Below are 24250 nucleotides of genomic sequence, written 5' to 3' on the forward strand. Positions count from 1 at the left end.
TCAGAAACAGTTCAGTATAATGGTCTGGTTGCGCCACTCAAGGGAAAAAGTTTCGTGGCATACTATATGCGAGTTAACTGAATAGAGAAGCCATGACGTTCACATTACGCCCCTATCAGCAGGAAGCCGTTGATGCCACCCTCGCCTGGTTTCGCAAGCATCGGGAGCCCGCCGCCATCGTTCTCCCGACCGGAGCCGGTAAAAGCCTGGTGATTGCCGAACTGGCGCGCCTGGCCCGCGGACGCGTGCTGGTGCTGGCGCACGTCAAAGAGCTGGTGGCGCAAAACCACGCCAAATATTGCGCGCTCGGCCTGGAGGCCGACATTTTTGCCGCCGGACTGAAGCGCAAAGAGAGCCACGGAAAAGTGGTGTTTGGCAGCGTACAATCCGTTGCGCGCAACCTGGAACTGTTTCGCAGCGAGTTTTCCCTGCTGATTGTCGATGAGTGTCACCGCATCAGCGATGACGACGACAGCCAGTATCAGCAAATCCTCACTCATCTGAAAAAGGTGAATCCTCACCTCCGTCTGCTTGGCCTCACCGCCACGCCGTTTCGTCTGGGCAAGGGCTGGATTTATCAGTTTCATTATCACGGCATGGTGCGTGGCGATGAAAAGGCCCTGTTCCGCGACTGTATCTATGAGCTTCCGCTGCGCTACATGATCAAGCACGGCTACCTGACGCCGCCGGAGCGGCTGGATATGCCCGTCGTGCAGTACGATTTCAGCCGCTTACAGGTGCAGAGCAACGGGCTGTTCAGCGAGGCTGATCTTAACCATGAGCTGAAAAAACAGAAGCGGATCACGCCGCATATCATCAGCCAGATTGAAGAGTTCGCACAAACGCGCAAAGGGGTGATGATTTTTGCTGCCACTGTCGAACACGCGCGCGAAATTACGGGGCTGCTGCCCGCCGACGACGCGGCGTTAATTACCGGTGAAACCCCCGGCCCGGAGCGCGACAGCCTGATTGAGGACTTCAAAGCTCAGCGGTTCCGCTATCTGGTGAATGTCTCCGTACTAACCACCGGCTTTGACGCCCCGCACGTCGACCTGATTGCGATTCTTCGCCCGACGGAATCCGTCAGCCTGTATCAGCAGATTGTTGGCCGCGGGCTGCGTCTGGCGCCGGGCAAAACCGACTGTCTGATCCTTGATTACGCCGGTAACCCGCACGATCTCTATTCGCCGGAAGTCGGCACGCCAAAAGGCAAGAGCGACAACGTGCCCGTTCAGGTTTTTTGCCCTGCCTGCGGGTTTGCCAACACCTTCTGGGGGAAAACCACCGCCGACGGCACGCTGATCGAACATTTTGGCCGCCGCTGTCAGGGCTGGTTTGAAGACGATGAAGGCCATCGCGAACAGTGTGACTTCCGCTTCCGCTTCAAAAACTGCCCGCAGTGCAATGCCGAAAACGACATTGCCGCCCGCCGCTGTCGGGAGTGCGACACGGTCCTGGTCGACCCGGACGACATGCTGAAAGCGGCGCTGAAGCTGAAAGATGCGCTGGTGCTGCGCTGTTCCGGCATGGCCTTACAGCCCGGCGCGGATGAAAAAGGCGAGTGGCTAAAAATTACCTACTACGACGAGGATGGCGCAGACGTCAGCGAGCGGTTCCGGGTCCAGACGCCCGCCCAGCGCACCGCGTTTGAGCAGCTCTTTATCCGCCCGCATACCCGCACGCCTGGCGTGCCGCTGCGCTGGATAACCGTGGCCGATATCGTGCGCCAGCAGGCGTTACTGCGCCATCCTGATTTTGTTGTCGCCCGTAAAAAAGGGCAGTTCTGGCAGGTGCGTGAGAAGGTCTTTGACTATGAAGGACGCTTTCGCCGGGCAAACGAATTGCGCGGTTAACGGGACTTTTCGTTGATGCGCGAGCCATTTGAGTATAAAATGCCGCCCGCTTCACATCCGTGAGGCAGAACACTCACCTGCTGCTGGGTCGCCTGTAGTAGGGTTTTAAATACAGAGAGAAATCAATGTTCACTATCGAAGCAGAAGTACGTAACGTGCAGGGTAAGGGTGCGAGCCGCCGCCTGCGTACCGCAAACAAGTTCCCGGCTATCGTTTACGGTGGCGAAGCTGCTCCAGTTGCTATTGAACTGGATCACGACAAAGTATGGAACATGCAGAACAAAGCTGAATTCTACAGCGAAGTTCTGACCATCGTTGTTGACGGTAAAGAAGAAAAAGTGAAAGTTCAGGCTGTTCAGCGTCACGCGTTCAAGCCAAAACTGACTCACATCGACTTCGTTCGCGCGTAATCGCAAACCTGTCGAGAAAAACCCCGCGTTTGCGGGGTTTTTTTATGGCTGTTACTTACCGCCTGAAGTGCGACGCTGAAGCTGGTCGCGCAGATTCGGCGGTGTGCCTTTAATGGTCAGCGTGTCGGTGGCCGGGTCCCAGAAGATACGTTCCCCGAGCAGCATGGCATCAAAGTTAATGGTTAACCCACCGCCGCTACCGGCAAATTTCGTCAGCTGACGCAGCGTACTGCGATCCGCCGGGAAGCTCTCTTCCAGCTCATAGCCTTTTTCCGCAGTAAATTCCTGGAAGCTGACTTCGCTGACGCCTGCCAGCTCTTTGGACAGCGACTCCAGCTCAATCTCTTCCCCGGCCTGTAACTGCTCGTTGCAGTAGCTGTAAACCTGCTGACGCACGGTCTGACGCTCAGATTTATCAAGCTGCGCCTCAGCCGTAAAGTCATCCACCGCCTGGAGTAGACCTTTGTTCTGCGCTTTGGCATTCAGCCCTTCGCTGGCGCCGAGGAAGTCCATAAAGAAATCCGCCACTTTGCGGCCCACGCGGCCTTTAAGGAAGGTCAGATAGCGCGTTGATTCCGGGTTGGTTTCCCATTCGGTTAAATCGATACGCGCCACAATATCCGCATGGTTGATATCCAGGTAGTGCGTTGAGCTGATATCCAGCTGCTCGTTCACGCGCATACTGCTTAAGTTATTCAGCACGGTGACCAGCAGATACTCTACCGCCAGATAGCGGTAGTGGCAGAACAGGACGATACCGCCATCGGCGAAGGGATATTTCGCCAGCTCGTCACGCAGACGGCCAGTAGCAGCGCGGCTGAATGCCAGGAAATCCTCTTCGCCCTGACGTTGCAGGCGCAGGCTATCCGCCAGTTCGCTCTCTTCGCTGAACAAGCCATAGGCTTTATTTTTCGCGCTGTAGACGCGATGCAACTCCGCCATCATCTCGACAACGGTAGGCGTTGGTTCCAGTAACGAATCGCGCAGCACCACTTCAAGGGTTTGCTCATCACGCTTGATAAGCTGGTGCAAGGCAATCTGGTTGATTTCCAGACTCATGATAAACTCTCCTTTTAGACCGGGCGGTATTCAACCACCACCAACGCATGTGTGCAACAGAAGATAAAAAAGGGGAAAAAAAGCTGTTGCTACGGTAATATGTCGCCCTTCTCTCAACAAACTGATTTTGATTTATGCCACAACATTCCCGCTACAGTGACGAACACGTTGAACAATTGCTCAGTGAGCTGGTCAACGTACTGGAAAAACATAAAACGCCAACCGATCTCTCCCTGATGGTTTTGGGAAATATGGTTACCAACCTGATCAATACCAGCGTTGCTCCGGCTCAGCGTCAGGCGATCGCCAAATCTTTCGCCCAGGCTTTGCAGTCCTCCGTTAGCGACGACCAGGCACACTAAGGGAAACGAACAACAGTTTATGGTGACGAATCGTCAGCGCTACCGTGAAAAAGTCTCCCAGATGGTCAGCTGGGGGCACTGGTTTGCCCTGTTCAATATTCTGTTGGCGATGGTGCTCGGCTGCCGTTATCTGTTTGTGGCGGACTGGCCAACCACGTTAACCGGGCGCATCTACTCGTGGATGAGTCTTGTTGGTCACTTTAGCTTTCTGGTCTTCGCCACCTATCTGCTGATCCTGTTCCCACTGACGTTTATCGTCATGTCGCAGCGGCTGATGCGCTTCCTGTCCGCCATTCTTGCGACGGCGGGCATGACGCTGTTGCTGATCGACAGCGAAGTCTTTACCCGTTTCCACCTGCACCTGAATCCTGTCGTCTGGGAGCTGGTGATTAACCCGGATCAGAACGAGACCGCGCGCGACTGGCAGCTGATGTTTATCAGCGTGCCGATTATCCTGCTGATCGAAATGCTGTTCGCCACGTGGAGCTGGCAAAAACTCCGCAGTCTGACCCGACGCCGCCATTATGCGAAGCCCGTCGCGGCGCTCTTTTTCGCCTCATTTATCGGTTCGCACCTGATGTATATCTGGGCAGATGCGAACTTCTACCGCCCGATTACCATGCAGCGCGCGAACCTGCCGCTCTCCTATCCGATGACGGCACGTCGTTTCCTCGAAAAACACGGCCTGCTGGACGCGCAGGAGTATCAGCGTCGTCTGGTCGAACAGGGTAATCCGGAAGCGGTCAGCGTGCAGTATCCCCTGAGCGATCTGAAATATCGCGACATGGGCCGCGGTCAGAACGTGCTGCTGATTACCGTCGATGGCCTGAACTATTCCCGCTATGAGAAGCAGATGCCAGCGCTGGCTGAATTCGCTGAGAACAACATCGTATTCACTCAGCATATGAGCTCCGGTAATTCGACCGACGCGGGTATTTTCGGCCTGTTCTATGGCATTTCACCGAGCTATATGGACGGCGTGCTGTCGGCCCGTATTCCGGCGGCATTGATTACCGGGCTTAATCAGCAGGGCTACCAGCTGGGGCTGTTCGCCTCTGATGGTTTCAACAGCTCGCTGTACCGCCAGGCGCTGCTGTCTGATTTCTCACTGCCCGCCGCGCAGAGCCAGTCTGACGATCGGACCGCTGACCAGTGGATAGACTGGCTGAAGCGCTATGCGCAGGAAGATAACCGCTGGTTCTCCTGGGTTGCGTTTAACGGCACAACGCTTGATGACAGCAATCAGAAAGGCTTCGCGCGCCGCTATAGCCGTGCGGCGGGCGATGTCGATGCGCAGATCGGCCGCGTGCTGACCGCCCTGCGCGACGCGGGCAAGCTGGACAATACGGTCGTGATTATCACGGCGGGGCATGGCGTGCCGCTCGGCGACGAGGCGAAGGGCATGGAGTGGTCGCGTCCGAACCTGCATGTTCCCCTGGTGATCCACTGGCCGGGCACTCCCGCGCAGCGCATCAACATGCTCACCGACCATAAAGACGTCATGACCACGTTAATGCAACGGCTGCTGCACGTCAGCACACCGGCAATTGAGTACTCGCAGGGACAAGACCTCTTTAGCGCCACGCGGCGTCATAACTGGGTCACGGCTGCTGGCGGAAACACGCTGGTGGTGACCACGCCGACGTTGTCCCTGGTGCTGAACAGCAATGGCAATTACCAGACGTATAACCTCGAAGGTGAGAAGCTGAAAGACCAGAAGCCGCAGCTCAGTTTGCTGTTGCAGGTGCTGACAGACGAGAAGCGCTTTATCGCTAACTGATTATTTATGAATCAGTTAGCGTTGCTTGCCCCTTGCATTCAAAAAGGAATCGAGTAGTATTCCTTTTATGCGTCGGCACGTAGCGCAGCCTGGTAGCGCACCGTCATGGGGTGTCGGGGGTCGGAGGTTCAAATCCTCTCGTGCCGACCAAAACTACACAAAAAAACCAGCCGCTTATGGCTGGTTTTTTATTGCCTGTCTCCGCATGCGCAATGCTTAGTGTTTTTCACGCCCACCGAGAAAGAAAATCCCCAGCGGAATCGCCAGCAGGACGGTGAACACCAGGCTGTAAACAAAGATCATCGCCGATTGCAGGACAAACATGCTGGTTGTCCAGGCAGAGAGCGGGATGTTGTACTGCTCAATCACACCGACAATGGTTGCTCGCCCCACGCATGCAGCAGCAATCATAAACACAACCAGTAACGCCAGCAGGAACTTGCGGCCTTCAGGTGTCTTCAGTTTTTCACGTACCATCTCCCCTCCCTTTACAGATGAATAACAATAATTAACGCGTAAAATAACACGATTGCCGCATCGACTCCAACACAGCATTAAACACCAATAAATGAACATAAAAGCAGTGTATTACTCCATTTAAAATGAAAATATGAGTAAATTGCGCCAACTATTCACGTGCTATATGTTAGTCTTTCCAGGATCGTTTTAACAAAAAGGAATGACAGTGAAAAACGCACCTAAATTTGCCATCGCCCTCATCGCCGCTGCGTGCGCCAGCACCAGTGCTTTCGCCAGCGAAACCCGGAAAGAGCAGCCGCTGGAAAAAGTTGCTCCGTATCCGCAAGCGGACAAAGGGATGAAGCGCCAGGTTATTCAGCTCCCGGCTCAGCAGGATGAAGCAAATTTCAAAGTTGAGCTGTTAATCGGCCAGACGCTGGAAGTGGACTGCAATCAGCATCGTCTGGGCGGCCAGCTGGAAAGCAAAACGCTGGAAGGCTGGGGCTATGACTACTATGTCTTCGACAAAGTAACCTCGCCAGTCTCCACCGTGATGGCGTGTCCGGACGGCAAGAAAGAGAAGAAATTTATTACCGCGTATCTGGGTGATAACAGTCTGCTGCGCTATAACAGCAAGCTGCCGATCGTCGTATACACGCCGGAAAACGTGGATGTGAAATATCGCGTATGGAAGGCTGATGAGACGGTAGGACAAGCGGTAGTTCGTTAAAAATAAGTCGGGTGGCGCTCTCGCTTACCCGACCTGGAAAGGGTGCGGTCTGGTGCCCTCACCCCAACCCTCTCCCACCGGGGAGAGGGAGAAAACACTAAAAACGGTAACGGATGTTACCGTTTTGCGTTTACCTTACAGCGCGATATCCGCTACCGGCTTGCTTTCCGCCTGAGGCTTCAGCTCTGCCTTTGGCGCAGCATCAGCAGCCTGCGGTTTGACGTATTGCAGTTGCAGAACGCGGCTGGTGTATTCCAGCTCTTGTTCCGTGGCTTCAACGTTACCGTTCAGCTTCGTACCGTAGGATGGAATAATGGTTTTCAGCTTCGCCTGCCATTCCGGGCTGGATACTTTGTCCTTAAACACTTTTTCCATCAGGTGCAGCATGATTGGCGCAGCGGTAGACGCCCCCGGAGATGCCCCCAGCAGCGCGGCAATGGTGCCATCCTTATCGCTTACCACTTCGGTGCCCAGACGCAGCACGCCGCCCTCTTTCGGATCGCGTTTGATAATCTGCACGCGCTGACCCGCCTGCCACAGACGCCAGTCTTCTTTCTTCGCCTGCGGATAGTACTCTTTCAGCGCCTCGAAGCGCTCTTCATCAGAGAGCATCACCTGGCTAATCAGGTATTTCACCAGATCGAAGTTATCCAGCCCCACGTCCATCATTGGCTTGACGTTTGACGTCGTGGTCGCGCTCAGCAGATCCCACAGGGAACCGTTTTTCAGGAATTTGGTGGAGAATGTGGCAAACGGCCCGAACAGCACTACGCGCTTACCGTCCAGCATGCGGGTGTCGATATGCGGAACGGACATCGGTGGTGCGCCCACAGAGGCCTGACCGTACACTTTAGCCAGATGACGGTTAACCACTTCCGGGTTTTCCGACACCAGGAACTGGCCGCCGACCGGGAAGCCCGCGTAGTCGTCCGCTTCCGGAATACCGGACTCCTGCAACAGTTTCAGCGCCGCGCCGCCCGCACCGATAAACACGAACTTCGCCTTAATCACATGCTCGGCTTCGTTGTTTTTCAGATCGGCAACGGTCACGCTCCAGCTGTTATCCGCGTTGCGCTTGAAACCACGCACTTCGGAGCTGAGTTGCAGGTTAAAGTTCTCTTTTTTCTTCAGAGAGGACACCAGCTGACGGGTGATTTCACCGTAGTTAACGTCAGTACCAATTTCAGTGCGGGTCGCCGCTACTTTCTGGTTCGGATCGCGGCCTTCCATGACCAGCGGCGCCCACTCTTTGATTTGAGCGTGATCTTCAGAGTATTTCATCCCGCGGAAAAGCGTGCTCTGTTGCAGGGCAGCGTAGCGCGCGCGCAGGAAGTTGACGTTTTGATCGCCCCACACAAAGCTCATGTGCGGTACGGTGTTGATGAAGGAGTGCGGATTGTGCAACACACCGCTGTTCACCTGGTGAGACCAGAACTGACGTGAGATCTGGAACGCTTCGTTGATCTCTACCGCCTTCTCGATACTAATGGAACCGTCCTTTTTCTGCGGCGTATAGTTCAGTTCCATGAGTGCCGAGTGCCCCGTCCCGGCGTTGTTCCAGCCGTTAGAGCTTTCCTGTGCCACGCCATCGAGGCGCTCGACCATGGTCATGGACCAGTTCGGCTCTAATTCCTGAAGATACGTTCCCAGCGTGGCGCTCATGATGCCGCCACCAATTAAAAGGACATCCGTTTCCTGCTCTTTTGGTGCGTCAGCCTTCGCCGCCATCGAGACGACGTTCAGCCCCACGGCCAGAGAAAAGAGCACGGCAGTCATTTTTTTCATCATTTATGCCTTAGTTGAATAGTGCTTGATGCGTGGAAATTACAGGTGAAACACGCTGCGGTGGCACGGTAGCAACTTTTAAATATTGTTTAAAGGTTACGAAATTATTGTAATTGTGAAATTTAATGATGGATTGTTTGTAGGGATTTGGCAAACAGGCTGGCACCAGACGATTTTCCTGGCTATCATGCTGCACTTTGTGATCGCGCGCACGGAAGCCTGCCCCTACCAGCGAATTGTTATGTCATTACCCCACTCGTCTGTACCTCAAGAAGGCCATGTCGCCACTGTTTTACGTTCGCCTCACCGTCTGATGCGCGAAACCCTGGCCGGTGTGATTACCGCGCTGGCGCTGATCCCGGAAGTGATTTCGTTTTCCGTGGTCGCGGGCGTGGATCCGAAAGTGAGCCTTATCGCCTCCGTGGTGCTCTGTTTCGCCCTTTCCCTGCTCGGCGGGCGTCCGGCCATGGTGACGGCGGCGGCAGGTTCCGTCGCGCTGGTGATTGGGCCGATGGTCCATCAACACGGCGTACAGTACATTCTGCCCGCGGTGGTAATGGCAGGCGTGATTCAGATCCTGTTCGGCGCGCTGGGTATGGCGCGGCTGATGCGCTTTATTCCCCAGTCGGTGATGACCGGGTTTGTTAACGCCCTTGGCATTTTGATTTTCTTTGCCCAGGTGCCCCATTTCTGGAGCCGAAGCCCGCTGATTGTGGGCCTGTTCGTGCTGACGCTGCTGATTGTGCTCTGGGTGCCACGCTATATCAAAAGCGTGCCCTCCCCGCTGATTGCCATTGTGCTGCTGACTTTGTTCACCGTCACCAGCGGGCAAATCCTGCCGACGGTAGGGGATGAAGGTTCCATGGGCGGCGGTTTGCCGGGCTTTACGCAACTGCTGGTGCCGCTCAATCTGGAAACCCTGAGCATCATCTGGCCGTGCGCGCTAAGTATCGCTTTCGTTGGCCTGCTGGAATCCTTGTTGACGGCAAAACTGGTGGACGAGCTGACCGCTACCCCCTCCAGTAAGCGCCGCGAGAGCATCGGACTGGGCGTGGGCAATATTATGGCCGGGTTCTACGGCGGCATTGCGGGCTGCGCGATGATTGGGCAGACCATCGTTAACGTGGAGATGGGGAAAGGCAGAAGCCGTATCTCCACCCTTGCGGCGGGCATCGTACTGCTGGTGCTGGTTACGGCGCTCAGCGAGGTGATGGCCAAAATTCCGATGGCGGTACTGGCGGGAATTATGGCCATTGTGGCCGTCAAGACCTTTAGCTGGCATAGCGTTCAGCCCGGAACGCTGAAAAACGCGCCGGTGGCTGAAACCGTCGTGATGCTGGTGACGGTTGTGGCAACGGTTTTCACCGGCAACCTGGCAATTGGCGTGCTGGGCGGGATTATGATGATGTTCATCCTCCCTGCCCGACTTAAGCAAAAAGCGCTGGCTACAGAAGAAAAATCGTCGCCAGTCCAAGAAAAATAAAGAAACCGCCGGTATCGGTAATGGCGGTGATCATCACGCTCGACCCCACCGCGGGGTCGCGCCCCAGCCGGGTCATGGTCAACGGGATAATCACGCCCATCATCGCCGCCACCAGCAGGTTCAGCACCATCGCCAGCATCATGACCCCGCCCAGCGCCATATCATCATACAGCCACCAGGTAATGCCGCCCATGATGCCGCCCCAGACCAGGCCATTAATCAGCGCGACGCCCATCTCCCTGAAAATCAGCCACGAGAAATTACCCGGCTGTATGTTTTCCAGCGCCAGGGCGCGAACGATCATGGTGATAGTCTGGTTACCGGTGTTCCCGCCGATCCCCGCCACAATCGGCATCAGCGACGCCAGGGCCACCAGCTGGGAAATGGTATGTTCGAAGCCGTCAATAACGCGGGACGCCACGAACGCGGTGCATAAATTGATGGCGAGCCACGCCCAGCGCGTTTTGACGGCCTTGCCGACGGAGGCATGAACGTCATCTTCGGCACTGATCCCGCCAAGGGCACGCAGGTCGTTATCGGTCTCTTCATAGACCACGTCAACGATCTCATCGATGGTCAGACGCCCCATCAGCTTGCCCACCGAATCCACCACCGCCGCGCTCACCAGGTCATCACGTTCGAAGGTACGCGCCGCTTTTTCGGCATCGTCTTCCGGCGAGAAGACCATCGGCTCGGTTTCCATGACCTCACTCACCCGCTGCTGAGTGCTGTTAAGCAGGATCGTTTTCAGCTCCAGCTCCCCGAGCAGGGTTTTATCCCGCGAGGTGACGAACAGTTTATCGGTGTTATCCGGCATACTGCCCAGGCGACGAAGATAGCGCTGCACCGTACCCAGGGTAACGTCCGGACGCACGGTGATGACGCCAAACTCCATGATCGCGCCGACGCTGTTTTTCTCGTAGTGCATCACCTGACGCACGCGCGCCCGCTCTTCGGCAGGCAGGGAAGCCAGCAGGCGTCCGGTCAGGTTGCGCGGAAGATGCTGAACGAGGTAAATCTGCTCATCGATATCCAGCGTTTGCAGGGCGTCAAGGATGTCCCGGTCGCTCATCTCATCGATAAGGTCATCCCAGACGTTTTCCGAGGCTTCAAGCAGTACCTGACCGCGCTCGTGATCCTGCACCAGCCGCCACAGGGCGTGGCGCTCTTCGGAAGGTAATGCCTCCAGGGTGTCCGCCAGGTCCGGGGGCGGTAAATGTGCAACCAGCGCACCTACCTCAGCAATATCGTCGGCCAGCGTGCCGACATCATATTGCTCAGCCAGGGTTAGCTTACCCAATAACGTTGACGTGACCGCTTTATCGGTCGTCAGGAGCCAGATGAGCCGCGCACGCTCCTGGTCACGCTGCCTGGCGCTGTTTTTCTTTAATACCGACATCAATCATAAATCCATTAAATGAGTTGGCGTTAAGCATAGCGCGGGGATATGTAAATAAGAATAAACGGCGGGTCGGGATGGAGAAAAAAACGGCATATATGAAAAATTAGTGTGCCGGGCGCCACCCGGCACAATTGCAATCAGGCCGTACGCGCCACCGCGTCCCGTGACGCCGCATCGCGCTCATCGCCGGTCAGCTCACTCAGCTTGCCGTCGCGCATCTCCAGCAGACGGTCGGCGTGAATGAAGTAGTGATCGTCATGGCTGATGGCAAAAATGGTTTTTCCCATCGCCTGCATCAGCGGCAGCAGGACCTGATAAAACTCGCGACGGAAGTGCGGGTCCTGATCGGCGGCCCACTCATCCAGCAGGATGATGTCGCGCTCTTCGGCCAGCGCCAGCAGCAGCGCCACGCGCTTCTTCTGCCCTTTCGACAGCTTGAGATTCAGGATTTTGCCATCCTGTAGCTCCAGCTTGTGCGACATTTGCAGGTGCGCAAGCCATTTCTCCACCAGCGCCGGATCCGCCTGCTGCCCTTCCGGGCCCAGCAGCCGGTCGAACAGCCAGACGTCGGTAAATACCGCCGAGAAGAGCTTGCGGTAGTCCTCCGGTTTCTCCGCGCTCAGCGCTTTACCATCCAGCAAAATTTCACCCGCCTGCGGCTGGTAGAGGCCCGTCAGCAGCATCGCCAGCGTAGATTTGCCACTGCCGTTGCCGCCGATAAGGAACAGCAGTTCGCCGCGATGAATGGTCAGGTTTATCGGCCCTACGGAGAAGGCGTTATCCTGATAGCGGAAGGTAACGTTACGCAGTTCCAGCGTTTGCCAGTTCGGGAAGGCCTGCGGGCGCGGGAACTCAGCCTTAAACGGCGCAAGGTCGAATTTCTTCAGCTTGTTGAAGGCCACCTGAGCACTCAGCAGCGTTGGCAGTGCGCCAACGGCCGAGAGCAGCGGCGTGCGTAAAAACAGCAGCGTCAGGGAGTACGTTGCCGCCACGTTGGTATCCGCCCACCCCAGGCTGTTCGCCATCCAGAATACCAGGCCAATCGCGCCCAGCATCATGATGTTGGACCAGTTCACGGCGCTCAGGTGGAACGTATCGGCTCGAATAATGTGATGACGATATTCGTGCGCATCCGGGATATAGAGGTGGTTGAAGATATGCTCGGCGCGCTCGCGGTTCAGCGTCAGCTCTTTGCGCCCTTCCAGCACCGTCTGGTAATCGTTATAGAGCTTGTCTTCCGTTTCGCGCAGCACCGCCATGTGCTTATAAACGCGTGATACCAGCAGGAACCCGCCCCAGATGGTAATAACAATCCACAGCGCAGTCACCGCCAGCATCTTGCTGGAGAGCCAGGCGAGATAGGCTGCCGAGCCAAAGGTCAGGATGATCCCCTGCACCAGCTCCGGCAGGCGCACAAAGGCGATGGTAATGGCGCGCACATCGCTGGTCAGCCCCGCCAGCAGAGAGGCACTTCCCAGCTGTTCGATGCGTTCCACCTGAGTATCAAGGATCCGTTTGATGAACTCGCTGCGCAGACGGAAAACGAAATGGTGGCCGAGGGCGGTCAGCGCCAGCTGTGACCCGAGCGTGACTGCCATCAGCAGCAGCAGTAAACCCAGAAATTCCGGCAGGACGGAGAGTGACGTGTCGACCATTTCGATCAAACGCACGTTAATGAAGGCAATCAGGCCGATCCCCAGCGCCGCGCTGGCAAGGCTTAACGCCATCACCGCGATAAAAGGCCAGCGATACTGCCGCCAGACAAGAAGAAGTAGTTGCATGCAGAGCAATCCGGACAAGAAAAATCAGCCAGCAGTGTAAACTGCCTTTCACACACATCAAGAATAATTCTTATTTTTATTCTCTGTATGCCGCCTGACGGAACGTGAGGTTGTAGCGAAACGCCCCCGCCACCGGGTGATCGCCAGGTTTAAGCGGCTGAATACCGTGGTAAAAAAGCCGTGATTCACCGCCCCATACCACCACATCGCCATGCTCCAGCATCAGCCGTTTGAGCGGGTCGTTGCGCCGCAGGCCGCCAAACTGAAAGACAGCGGGCAGCCCAAGGGATACCGAGACAATCGGCGCGCGCAGGTCCGGCTCGTCCTTATCCTGATGCAAGGAGAGCTTTGCCCCAACGGCATAGCGGTTAATAAGACAGGCATCGGGTCGAAAATCAGGATAGCCGGCCGCCACGGCGGCAGCATGACACAGCGCCTGAAACGCCTCCGGCATCGGCGGCCACGGCTGATCCGTCAGCGGATCGTTCGCGGCATATACATAGCCCCGCTCATTCGTTGCCCATCCCAGTTCGCCGCAGTTGGTCATCGCCACGGACATGGTATACCCGCCCGGCGTAACCATATGGCGAAACGGCGAAAGGGCGTTGACGGCATCAATACCGTCGAACAGCGCCGCCGCGCGGGAAAGCGCGAATCGTCTCAGGATCGTCGCCCCCGGCGCGAGCGGCTCGTGCCAGGGTTCAGCATCAGCAAAAAGATCGAGCATTATCCCTCCGGGTTGTTCGCCTCACGTTTCAACAATAGCACCTTACGCGCTGCACCCCAGCGATAACCCGACAGCGCACCGTCGTTACGCACCACGCGGTGACAGGGGATGACTATCGCCAGTTTGTTGGCACCGCAGGCCCCCGCCACGGCACGTACGGCATTGGGTTTACCAATGGCCTTCGCCACCTGCTGATAACTTGCCGTTTCACCGCAGGGGATAGTCCGCAGCGCCTGCCAGACCTGCTGCTGGAAGGCGGTACCACGAATATCCAGCGGCAGCGTCAGCGGCGTCGCGCGGCTGTCGACAGAGGCAATAACCTGCCGAACACGCCCGGCAAACGCGCCTTCCATCGGTTCACGGACGGCAAGCGGAAACAGTGACAGCAGCTCAGCCGTCAGCCCGGCGTCGTCATCACCCAGCAGTATTGCGCAGATCCCGCGCTCGCTTTCGGCCACCAGACAGCGGCCCAGCGAGCAGTCACTGATGTCATAGCGGACCGCAGCCTCTCTGTTGCGGTACTGTTTTGCCGTCATGCCCAGCGCGCCGTTGGCTTTACGGTAGTAACTGCTGCCGTCCGGGAAGCCAGCGGCCAGTACGGCGTCGGTGATTTTACCGCCCTGTGCAAGCAGGCTGCGCAGGCGTTGTTCACGCGCGGCCTGCTGCCATGCTTTCGGCGTCATGCCGGTGACGGATTTAAACAAGCGGTGGAAATGGTACGGACTCATGCCAACCTGCTGCGCCAGTGCCTCCAGGTTCAGCGCGGCATCCTGTTCAAGCAGTCGACAGGCCAGCGCAATGCTGGCCTTTTTCTGCGCCATAGGGTCGACCTGGTCCGGCCTACAGCGCTTACAGGGGCGGAAACCCGCCTGCGCGGCCTGGTGAGCATCAGGATAAAAGCAGACATTTTTACGCAGCGCGTGGCGGGCGCGGCAGGACGGACGACAATAAATGCCGGTCGTCTGCACGGCAAAGACAAACTGGTTATCCGCACGCGGATCGCGGGCCAGTACGGCCTGCCAGCGATCCTCATCGGTAAGATAGGTTGTGTTTTTCATTATCGGCTCCTCTTACAAGCATACGCTCAGCTTGCCTGAACGCCACCGAACAAAAACCCGCAACCTTGCTTTTTAATTTTTTTCGCTCACCAGGAAGCTATTGAACTGCGGCGAACTCCAGGTTTTAAATCCGTCAGCCTCTTTGGTGATCATATAGACGGCCAGCCCTTCCTGACGCACCACCTCTTTGGCCTTCTCCGTGCCGAGCACCATCAATCCGGTATCCCAGGCATCCGCTTCCAGCGCGGTTGGGGCTATCACCGTCACGGACACCAGGTTGTGGGTAATCGGGCGTCCGGTTTGCGGATCAATCACGTGCGAGATACGTTTGCCATCCAGCTCGTAATAGTTGCGGTAGCTTCCGGAGGTGCTTATACCGTGCCCGTTGATGTCGACAATCGCCTGCACCGCGTTCTGCTGATCGGTTGGTTTTTGGATGGCCACTCGCCACGGCCTGCCGCTGGCGTTCATGCCCCGGCTGACGAGCGCGCCCCCGACGGAAACCAGATAACGCGGAATGCCTTCCTGCGCCATCAGGGCCGCGAGATGATCCGCAGCATACCCCTCGCCTACCGTGGAGAGATCCACAAACAGGTCGGGAATATCTTTTTGCAGGTATTGCTGACCGTACTGGGAGATCACCGCCAGATGCTGTAACCCTGTACGGGCGCGGGCGTCGTCGATGGCGGCTTGATCGGGTGTAGTCACCGGCTGCTTGTTGGGGCCAAATCCCCACAGGTTCACCAGCGGCCCCACGGTCACATCCATTGCGCCGTTGGTTTTGTAGCCCACGCGCATGGATTCTGTGACGATATCGGCCATCGCTTCGCTCACCGGCCACAGCGAGGTGCTGCTGGAGCGATTGAAACGCATCAGCGCAGAGTCATTTTTATAGGTAGAGAGTAGCTGATCGTCGGCATCCAGCTGCGCCTGAATTTTACCGCGTAATTCTTCAGCGCGGGATTTATCAATATCCATCACGCTGACGCGCCAGAAGGTCCCCATGGTTTTCCCTTCCAGCACCGTCGCGGCGGGTGCGTCGATTTTTGCGGGCTGTGTGGAAGAGTCACACGCGGTCAGGAGTAAAAAAGTCGCCAGAACGCTGGCGCGTAAAAAAGTCATATCCATTGGTTATTATCCTCATGCCAGGGCGGCAAGAGTACACTAAAACAGCGTATTTGTAAGACCCTAAAAAAGCATGAAAAAAGGGGCCTGATGGCCCCTTTGTCGCTGTATGAGCAATTAGAACTGGTAAACCAGACCCAGCGCGACGATATCGTCAGTACCGATACCTGCTGCGCGAGTGAAGTCGTTCTCATCAACCAGGTTGATTTTGTAATCAACGTAGGTGGACATGTTTTTGTTGAAGTAGTAAGTCGCGCCAACATCAACATATTTCAGCAGATCCTGGTCGCCGTAGCCGTTTTCCAGGTCCTTACCTTTAGATTGCAGGTACGCCACGGATGGACGCAGACCGAAGTCGAACTGATACTGCGCAACCACTTCGAAGTTCTGCGCTTTGTTAGCCCAGCCCAGGTCGCCCGCACGGGTCGCGTTGTAAGTCTGAGTATACTGTGCAGCCAGGTAGATGTTGTTCGCGTCATATTTCAGACCACCGGTGTAGGTCTCAGCACGATCGCCGTTACCGTAGGCCATGGCGTTCTGGTCATCAGTACGTTTAGAGCTGGTGACCGCCGTACCGAGTGCGAAGCCTTCGCCCAGATCGTAGGTCAGAGAGCCACCGTAGCCATCACCGTTCTGACGCAGTGCCTCACGACCGTTGTTGGTCTGGCCTTCGCCGCTTGGGCTGCCGTTTTTACCCTGGTACTGCAACGCGAAGTTCAGACCATCAACCAGACCGAAGAAGTCCTGGTTACGGTAGGTCGCGAAGCCGTTACCACGCTGCTGCATGAAGTTGTCAGAACCGTAGGTATCGCCGCCGAATTCCGGCAGAACGTCGGTCCATGAAGTCACATCGTAAACAACGCCGTAGTTACGACCGTAGTCGAATGAACCCGCATCCGCGAATTTCAGACCTGCGAACGCCACACGCGTCCATGAGTTGTTTTCGTTCTCACCAGAGTTACCCTGGATCTGGTATTCCCACTGGCCGTAACCGGTCAGCTGGTCGTTAACCTGAGTTTCGCCTTTGAAGCCCAGACGCATGTAGGTCTGGTCGCCGTCTGCACTGTCGTCATCAGAGAAATAGTGCAGACCATCCACTTTACCGTACAGATCTAATTTGTTGCCGTCTTTGTTATAAATTTCAGCCGCATTTGCTGCGCCTGCCACCAGCAGAGCTGGTACCAGGAGGGACAGTACTTTAACTTTCATTTTATTAACCCTCTGTTATATGCCTTATTATTTACCACTGCTTACTGGTCAACCCTCTTTACCAGTCGGCAAGTTCATTCTCCTCAAAAATGCAGAATAATCCAACAGGAATATGATACGAAAACTTTGAAGATGTTTCACTTTACCATCAACATGTTTCAATTTGTAAATTTGAAGGAACTTTTACAGAGCATAAATAGTTTAAAAATATAGCACGGATAATCAAAACAAAAATATATTCTATTTAATACAAGTGATTAGCTTAAAAAACGGTACAGCACTGAATGACAAAAAAATTCCCTTCAACACCACTAAAATAACTCTCGCTATCATCATTAACTTTATTTATTACCGTCATTCAGTTCTGAATGTCTGTTTATCCCTAATTGAACCGGATGCTTCGCATTCGGTTTTTTTTTACCTTTCTTTACGTCAGCCTACATTTTATGTGCTACCCCTCAGAAATGATAACGACTATTAACTAAATCCAGCATCCGGCTTTCGCTGAATTCTTTTTTATGCTATTGAAATTAATTTCTTGTTTATTCGTGCTATTTTCCTGCCGGTGCGATCGCGTATTTATACATTTCACGGGGTTTTGTACACCTTTCATCCGGGGACGTTGAAGCCGGTTACCCGGATAAAAAGTCAAGGTCATACCGTTAACGACGCTGGAAATTCAGTTATTACCCTTTATACTGCCCTATCCCATTACCGCGCGGCCATTACGGGTTAAACACATCGATGAGTCAGACTGAAATTACCGCCCCGAGCAAATTCTCCCTTCTACCGGGCAGCATCACCCGTTTCTTTCTTCTGTTGATCGTTGTGCTGTTAGTCACAATGGGGGTGATGGTTCAGAGCGCCGTTAATACCTGGCTTAAAGATAAAAGCTATCAAATCGTCGATATCACCCATGCGGTGCATAAGCGCATTGATACGTGGCGCTATGCGACCTGGCAAATCTACGACAATATCGCTGCCGCGCCTGCCACCTCGTCAGGCGAAGGGTTGCAGGAAACGCGCCTTAAGCAGGATGTGTATTACCTTGAAAAACCGCAGCGCAAGACGGAAGCCCTGATTTTCGGCTCGCACGACAGCGCAACGCTTGAGATGACGCAGCGGATCTCCTCCTATCTGGACACCCTGTGGGGCGCCGAGACCGTACCGTGGTCAATGTATTACCTGAACGGGCAGGACAACAGCATGATCCTGATCTCGACCCTGCCGCTTAAGGATCTTTCGTCCGGCTTTAAAGAGACCACCGTTGGCAGTATTGTGGATTCCCGTCGGGCAGAAATGCTGCAACAGGCCAACGCGCTGGACGAGCGAGAAAGTTTCTCGTCACTACGCCGTCTTGCCTGGCAGAATGGCCACTACTTTACGCTGCGAACTACCTTTAACCAGCCGGGCCATCTGGCGACCGTGGTTGCCTTCGACCTGCCGATTAACGATCTCATCCCACCGGATATGCCGCTGGACAGTTTCCGTCTGGAGCCAGACAACAGCACCCAAAATATGCGCACGCCGTCGGATAAAGAAGGCGCGGACAGCGTAGCGATCTCCTTTAATGGCTCAAAGATTGAGATTGCCTCATCGCTCAACTCAACCGGTATGCGTCTGGTGTGGCAGGTGCCTTTTGGCACCCTGATGCTTGATACTCTGCAAAACATTCTGCTGCCGCTGTTGCTGAATATTGGCCTGCTGGCGCTGGCGCTGTTTGGCTACAGCACCTTCCGTTTCCAGTCGGGCCGCCAGAGCGACTCGACGTCGGTATCAGCCGGGACCAGCAACGAGTTGCGCATTCTTCGTGCCCTGAATGAAGAGATTATTTCCGTGCTGCCGCTTGGGGTGCTCGTTCACGACCAGGAGGCTAACCGCACGGTAATGAGCAATAAAATTGCCGATCACCTTCTGCCGCATCTTAACCTGCAAAATATTACGGCCATGGCGGACCAGCACCAGGGCGTTATTCAGGCCACCGTTAATAATGAACTGTATGAGATCCGTCAGTTCCGCAGTCAGGTCGCCTCGCGCACGCAAATCTTCATCATTCGCGATCAGGATCGCGAAGTGCTGGTGAATAAAAAGCTCAAGCAGGCGCAAAGGCTGTACGAGAAAAACCAACATGGCCGCGCGGCGTTTATGCAAAATATTGGCGATGCCTTTAAACAACCGTTGAAGTCACTCGCCACGCAGATTGCTGATCTGAGCACGCCGGAAAGCCGACAGCTCAGCAGCCAGGCCGACTCCCTGGTTCGTCTGGTGGACGAAATCCAGCTTGCGAACATGCTGGAAAATGACATCTGGAAGGGCACCCCTACGCTCTTCTCCATCCAGGACCTGATTGATGAGGTGGTGCCGGAAGTCCTGCCGGTGATCAAGCGCAAGGGACTCCAGCTGCTGATCAACAACCATTTACCGGCCAACGACGAACGTCACGGCGATCGCGATGCCCTGCGTCGCATCCTGATGATGTTGATACAGTATGCCGTCACCACGACGCAGATCGGCAAGATCACCCTTGAAGTCAGCACCGATGAGTCCACCGACGATCGTCTGACGTTCCGCATTCTGGATACGGGCGAAGGCGTCACAGTGAGCGAAATTGATAACCTGCACTTCCCGTTCCTGAACGATACCCAGCGCGACCACTACGGCAAGGCGAATGCCCTCACCTTCTGGCTTTGCGATCAGCTGGCGCGTAAGCTGGGCGGTCATCTGAACATTAAGGCCCGCGAATCCCTCGGCACCCGCTACTCTTTACACGTGAAAATGGCGGCGAATCCCCAGGAAGAGGATGAAGAGCGTCTGCTGGACGATGTGGTGGTGATGGTGGATGTGACCTCCAGTGAGATCCGTAATATCGTCGTTCGTCAGCTGGAAAACTGGGGGGCGTCCTGCATTACCCCGGACGAAAGGCTCGCGAGTCAAGAATTTGATCTATTTTTAACTGATAATCCGTCTAATCTTACTGCCTCAGGCTTGCTTTTAAGCGATGATGAGCCAGGCGTGCGTAAAATCGGCCCTGGGCAGCTGCGCGTCAACTTTAATATGAGCAATGCAATGCAGGAAGCTGTATTACAACTGATTGAAGAGAATCTGGCGCAGGAAGAGATCCTGGAGTCACCGTTAGGCGGCGATGAAAATGCCGAACTCCATGCCAGCGGATATTATTCGCTCTTCGTTGATACAGTACCAGATGATGTTAAGCGGTTGTATACTGAGTCCGCTGCGCAGGATTTTGCAGCGCTGGCACAGACAGCACACCGGCTTAAAGGGGTGTTTGCCATGCTTAATCTGGTTCCCGGCAAGCAGTTATGTGAAACGCTGGAACATCTAATTCGTGAGAAAGATGCCTCTGGCATTGAAAAATACATCAGCGACATTGACGCTTACGTCAAGAGCTTGCTGTAGCAAGGTAGCCTTATACATGAACAATATGAACGTAATTATTGCCGATGACCATCCGATTGTACTGTTCGGTATTCGCAAATCACTTGAACAGATCGAGTGGGTGAATGTAGTCGGTGAATTTGAAGATTCCACAGCCCTCATTAACAATCTGCCTAAACTTGATGCGCACGTGCTCATTACCGATCTCTCCATGCCTGGAGATAAGTACGGTGATGGGATCACGCTCATCAAATACATTAAACGCCACTTCCCGGACATTTCGATCATTGTTCTGACCATGAACAATAACCCGGCGATCTTGAGCGCCGTTCTGGATCTCGATATTGAAGGGATTGTGCTGAAACAAGGCGCACCTACCGATCTGCCAAAAGCGCTGGCGGCGCTACAGAAAGGGAAAAAATTCACTCCTGAGAGCGTCTCACGCCTGCTTGAAAAAATCAGTGCGGGTGGCTATGGCGACAAGCGTCTCTCGCCTAAAGAGAGTGAAGTTCTGCGTCTGTTCGCTGAAGGTTTCCTGGTCACTGAAATCGCCAAAAAGCTGAACCGCAGTATTAAAACCATCAGTAGCCAGAAAAAATCCGCGATGATGAAGCTGGGTGTGGATAACGATATCGCCCTGCTGAACTATCTCTCTTCCGTGACGCTGAGCGCAACGGACAAAGATTGATCTTCGCTGTCTACGCCGGGTGGCGCTCGCGCTTACCCGGCCTACAGCCGCCGGAGAAATAAAAAAGGCCCTTTCGGGCCTTTTTTATTGTCTCGCTTTTCGTACCCGCTCCGCATACACGGATAGCGTCTGCTTCAGTACATCCAGCGTGACCGGCTTCGACAGGCAGCTGTCCATTCCCGACTCCAGACAGCGCTGCTTCTCCTCCGCCAGCGCGTTGGCTGTCACCCCCACCACCGGCAGCGTCAGCCCCAGCTGTCGAATACGCTGCGTCAGACGGTAGCCGTCCATGTTAGGCATGTTCACATCGCTGAGCACAATATCAATATGGTTCTTACTTAAGACATTCAGGGCATCCACGCCATCATTGGCCGTTTTACACTGATAGCCCAGAGAGCCAAGCTGATCTGCGAGCAGACGACGGTTAATCGGATGATCGTCGACGACCAGAATCATCATATCGTCGTTCACCGACGCCAGCTCATCAGGGGAAGCCAGCACGGTGGCGCCGTCGCTGTCCTCAAGCTGCACGCTGTAAATACGCGCCAGCAAGCCCAGCAGCTCGTGCGGTGTCGCCACGCTGTGCACCCATACCCCAGGCGAACGCTCAAGCGGAATACCGATATGACGGCGGCAGAACATCACTACGCCCCGCCCCGCCCACGCCTGCTCCGGCTCAACGTCGGTGATCAGCATGTCATCCGCGTCCGGCGTCTGGCCTTCGTAGCGTGAAACCCGCACGCCGCTGCTGGTCAGCATCGAGGTCAGGAAATCATGTAAGGAGGCGTTGTGCACCGCCAGCCAGCAGTGCTTATCGCTCAGCCCGTCGACGGTGGTTTTCGCCGGATAGTGCGCCGAATAGAGCGGAATACGAATGGTGAACTGGCTGCCCATGCCTGGCTCTGTATCGACGGAGATATCTCCATCCATCATACTGATAAGCTTCTCGCAAATCGCCAGACCTAGCCCGGTCCCCTGGAAATTACGCTGGACGCCGGTTCCCACCTGGAAGAACGGATCGAACAGGCGAACGACCTCTTTCGCCGGAATGCCAACACCCGTGTCGCGCACGCGAATGGTCAGGTACTCCCCTGCCCGACAGACGTGCAGCACAATACAGCCGATATCGGTGAATTTGATGGCGTTGCTCAGCAGGTTTGAGATGACCTGTTGCAGACGCATCGGATCGCCATGCAGCGTCAGCGGCACATCCGGCTCGATAAAGCAGTACAGCCCAAGCTGTTTACGCACCACCAGCGGCAGGTAGTTAGCGCAGATATGGTTCATCACTTCGCGCGGGGAGAACTCGCGCGGCTCTATTTTCAACTGCTCGGATTCAATTTTAGAGAAATCGAGAATATCGCTGATGATTTTCAGCAACAGGCTGGACGAGTTGTTCATGGCCGTCACCAGCCGGTCGACCCCTTTCGGCAGCTCTTTGGTCTGGAGCAGGTCGAGGTTACCGATAATGCCGTACAGCGGCGTTCGCAGCTCATGGCTGACGGTCGCGAGGAACATCGATTTCGACTGACTGGCCTGCTCCGCCGCCTGCGCCATATCCTGCAATGACTCTTCCATTTTCACGCGCGCAGAGACGTCCACTAGCACGCAAATGGCCACGTTTTCATTGCGGTAGCGAGAATGGACGAAGCTGATTTGCAGGTTGGTATGGGTGCTGGTCAGCACATCCACAAAGTTAACCTGCTGACCGCAGATGATCTGCGTTAACCGCTGGCGGTCTTCATGCGTGAGCATGTTCAGGTAGTTATGGGCAAGCTCATTACTGAGGATATTTGTCCCGTCCTGAGTACGCAGGATGCAGATCCCCACCGGCGCCGAGGCGACAATTTTACGGTTAAACTGCTCATGCTCTTCCAGACGCTGAGCATCCGCTTCCGCCGGAATAAAGATCCGCCGCTCATACATTCTCGCCAGCATAAACAGCGCGACGCCTACCGCGATGTTCAGCAAAATGGCGTTAAGTATCAGGATGCGAATGCGCTCCAGGACCTTGTCCACCGGCAGCGAGTAGACAATGCTCAGCGACGATGGCGGTAAACTTTTCTTCAGCACCAGCTCGCGGAACCCGGAGGTATAGCCAAACCATGACCGCTCCTGCATCCAGCTGGGCTCCACCTTCAGGCGGTTTTCAGGCCCGGTAAGGGAGATGAGCGGATGGCCGTTTTCATCCAGAATAGTCACGCCCATCGGCAGACTGCCCGGCGTGAAGAAGTTTTCCATGCGGATGGTTTGTTCAATCCCCAGCAGCGCTTGCAGGCGGTTTCCGAGGTAAACCGGAGTCAGGGCATAGAAATAGCCGACGCCCATGCGCGGCCCCTGGCTTATCCAGAAGATGTTGTTCCCGCGCTCTTCCTGAGGCGCATTGCGGTATTTCACTATACGCTCATGCAGACTTTTCAGCGCGTCTTCGCGTTCGACGGGCATATCCCGCAGGCCGAAATCCGCCATGCAGAGATTTTCGTTGCCAATCAGGTAGACACGGTTCAGATCGTAGGCGGCCGAGAAATTATCGCGCCAGTAGCGCATAAACCATGACAGGGACTCCAGTGAACCACGCCAGGCTTTGCCCATGGCGGAACAATCGGAGTCCGGGAAGAGAGGTTCGAAATCAGGTACTTCGGTTTTTTCATCCCGACCGCGGATAGCAAGAATGCCGTTCTCCGCCGTGAGTCGATTCTCAGCAATATACTTAAGCTCTTTCATCACGTCAGACGTGCGCTGGATATAGCGCTGAGCCTGATCCGAGCTTAAGTTAAACTCCTGGCGGATCTCCGCTTCTTTCTGGTGTAACGCGTTAACGATGTAAAACACCGAGAGCAGTGCCACCAGCAACCATAGCAGTAGCGCAAGCGCCCGAAACAGATAGCGAGAGACTTTTAACGTGGTACGAAAGGAGACGAGGTATTTCAAAGGGGCGAGGCT

The 24250-nt window shown here is 55.2% G+C and carries 18 protein-coding genes and 1 tRNA gene; 9 read left to right on the forward strand and 10 right to left on the reverse strand.

Annotation, left to right across the window (positions count from 1 at the left end; genetic code table 11):
- Window positions 1-92: 92 nt before the first annotated feature.
- Window positions 93-1853 (forward strand): DEAD/DEAH box helicase, encoded by a 1761-nt coding sequence (locus ACOTX5_RS03150; RefSeq protein WP_017383402.1) that lies wholly within the window; start codon window positions 93-95, stop codon window positions 1851-1853.
- Window positions 1854-1978: 125 nt separating this feature from the next.
- Complete coding sequence (gene rplY, locus ACOTX5_RS03155; protein WP_015572298.1) at window positions 1979-2263, forward strand: 50S ribosomal protein L25; 285 nt, start codon at window positions 1979-1981, stop codon at window positions 2261-2263.
- A 51-nt stretch (window positions 2264-2314) separates the two neighbouring features.
- Here rplY and yejK read toward each other — a convergent pair whose 3' ends face one another.
- The gene (gene yejK / locus ACOTX5_RS03160; RefSeq protein WP_017693031.1) at window positions 2315-3322 is read right to left on the reverse strand and encodes a nucleoid-associated protein YejK; all 1008 of its coding nucleotides are present in this window, start codon (window positions 3320-3322) and stop codon (window positions 2315-2317) included.
- Between the two features lie 134 nt (window positions 3323-3456).
- On the opposite strand from yejK, the gene ACOTX5_RS03165 reads away from it, so the two are divergent.
- The 3 genes from ACOTX5_RS03165 to ACOTX5_RS03175 all read left to right on the forward strand — a co-directional run bounded on the left by ACOTX5_RS03165 (window position 3457) and on the right by ACOTX5_RS03175 (window position 5614).
- The gene (locus ACOTX5_RS03165) at window positions 3457-3684 is read left to right on the forward strand and encodes a YejL family protein (RefSeq protein ID WP_001135586.1); all 228 of its coding nucleotides are present in this window, start codon (window positions 3457-3459) and stop codon (window positions 3682-3684) included.
- A 19-nt stretch (window positions 3685-3703) separates the two neighbouring features.
- Window positions 3704-5464, forward strand: a complete 1761-nt coding sequence (gene yejM / locus ACOTX5_RS03170) for an LPS biosynthesis-modulating metalloenzyme YejM (protein WP_017383404.1) — start codon at window positions 3704-3706, stop codon at window positions 5462-5464.
- Window positions 5465-5537: 73 nt separating this feature from the next.
- Window positions 5538-5614 (forward strand) — tRNA-Pro (locus ACOTX5_RS03175).
- 66 nt (window positions 5615-5680) lie between these two features.
- On the opposite strand, the gene ACOTX5_RS03180 is transcribed toward ACOTX5_RS03175, so the two are convergent.
- The gene (locus ACOTX5_RS03180; RefSeq protein ID WP_006811332.1) at window positions 5681-5941 is read right to left on the reverse strand and encodes a DUF2534 family protein; all 261 of its coding nucleotides are present in this window, start codon (window positions 5939-5941) and stop codon (window positions 5681-5683) included.
- Between the two features lie 202 nt (window positions 5942-6143).
- Between ACOTX5_RS03180 and eco the strand changes: the two genes are divergently transcribed.
- Entirely contained in the window at window positions 6144-6653 is a 510-nt protein-coding gene (gene eco / locus ACOTX5_RS03185) for a serine protease inhibitor ecotin (RefSeq protein ID WP_045910717.1), read from the forward strand.
- A 135-nt stretch (window positions 6654-6788) separates the two neighbouring features.
- Here eco and mqo read toward each other — a convergent pair whose 3' ends face one another.
- Window positions 6789-8438 carry a malate dehydrogenase (quinone) gene (gene mqo, locus ACOTX5_RS03190; RefSeq protein WP_017693029.1) on the reverse strand — a complete coding sequence of 550 codons (1650 nt, stop codon included), beginning with the start codon at window positions 8436-8438 and terminating at the stop codon, window positions 6789-6791.
- Between the two features lie 187 nt (window positions 8439-8625).
- Here mqo and ACOTX5_RS03195 point away from each other — a divergent pair, with 187 nt between their 5' ends.
- A complete protein-coding gene (locus tag ACOTX5_RS03195; protein ID WP_040118313.1) occupies window positions 8626-9921 on the forward strand; it encodes a SulP family inorganic anion transporter in 1296 nt (431 codons plus the stop codon).
- On the opposite strand, the gene mgtE is transcribed toward ACOTX5_RS03195, so the two are convergent.
- The 6 genes from mgtE to ACOTX5_RS03225 all read right to left on the reverse strand — a co-directional run bounded on the left by mgtE (window position 9884) and on the right by ACOTX5_RS03225 (window position 17223).
- On the reverse strand, window positions 9884-11320 hold the full coding sequence (gene mgtE, locus ACOTX5_RS03200; RefSeq protein ID WP_006811337.1) for a magnesium transporter: 1437 nt from the start codon (window positions 11318-11320) through the stop codon (window positions 9884-9886). The genes ACOTX5_RS03195 and mgtE overlap by 38 nt on opposite strands.
- A 140-nt stretch (window positions 11321-11460) precedes the next feature.
- Entirely contained in the window at window positions 11461-13104 is a 1644-nt protein-coding gene (locus tag ACOTX5_RS03205) for a multidrug ABC transporter permease/ATP-binding protein (RefSeq protein WP_017383408.1), read from the reverse strand.
- Window positions 13105-13180: 76 nt separating this feature from the next.
- Complete coding sequence (gene alkB / locus ACOTX5_RS03210; RefSeq protein ID WP_045910715.1) at window positions 13181-13831, reverse strand: DNA oxidative demethylase AlkB; 651 nt, start codon at window positions 13829-13831, stop codon at window positions 13181-13183.
- Window positions 13831-14889, reverse strand: coding sequence for a bifunctional DNA-binding transcriptional regulator/O6-methylguanine-DNA methyltransferase Ada (gene ada / locus ACOTX5_RS03215; protein ID WP_047727283.1), 1059 nt, complete (start codon window positions 14887-14889; stop codon window positions 13831-13833). The genes alkB and ada overlap by 1 nt, the downstream gene beginning before the upstream one ends.
- 72 nt (window positions 14890-14961) lie before the next feature.
- The gene (gene apbE / locus ACOTX5_RS03220; RefSeq protein ID WP_015572290.1) at window positions 14962-16017 is read right to left on the reverse strand and encodes an FAD:protein FMN transferase ApbE; all 1056 of its coding nucleotides are present in this window, start codon (window positions 16015-16017) and stop codon (window positions 14962-14964) included.
- Between the two features lie 114 nt (window positions 16018-16131).
- Entirely contained in the window at window positions 16132-17223 is a 1092-nt protein-coding gene (locus ACOTX5_RS03225) for a porin OmpC (protein ID WP_017693024.1), read from the reverse strand.
- A gap of 744 nt (window positions 17224-17967) precedes the next feature.
- Between ACOTX5_RS03225 and rcsD the strand changes: the two genes are divergently transcribed.
- Both rcsD and rcsB read left to right on the forward strand, forming a co-directional pair.
- Window positions 17968-20640: a phosphotransferase RcsD gene (gene rcsD / locus ACOTX5_RS03230; protein ID WP_045910713.1), complete on the forward strand. Its 2673-nt coding sequence runs from the start codon at window positions 17968-17970 to the stop codon at window positions 20638-20640.
- Between the two features lie 16 nt (window positions 20641-20656).
- Window positions 20657-21307: a response regulator transcription factor RcsB gene (gene rcsB / locus ACOTX5_RS03235; protein ID WP_003859405.1), complete on the forward strand. Its 651-nt coding sequence runs from the start codon at window positions 20657-20659 to the stop codon at window positions 21305-21307.
- 84 nt (window positions 21308-21391) lie between these two features.
- Here the strand turns inward: rcsB and rcsC are convergent, their stop codons facing one another.
- On the reverse strand, window positions 21392-24238 hold the full coding sequence (gene rcsC, locus ACOTX5_RS03240; RefSeq protein ID WP_017383412.1) for a two-component system sensor histidine kinase RcsC: 2847 nt from the start codon (window positions 24236-24238) through the stop codon (window positions 21392-21394).
- Window positions 24239-24250: the final 12 nt, after the last annotated feature.

Origin of the sequence: Enterobacter cloacae complex sp. IR5441 (assembly GCF_049238215.1) — a bacterium.
GTDB lineage: Bacteria > Pseudomonadota > Gammaproteobacteria > Enterobacterales > Enterobacteriaceae > Enterobacter > Enterobacter hormaechei_C.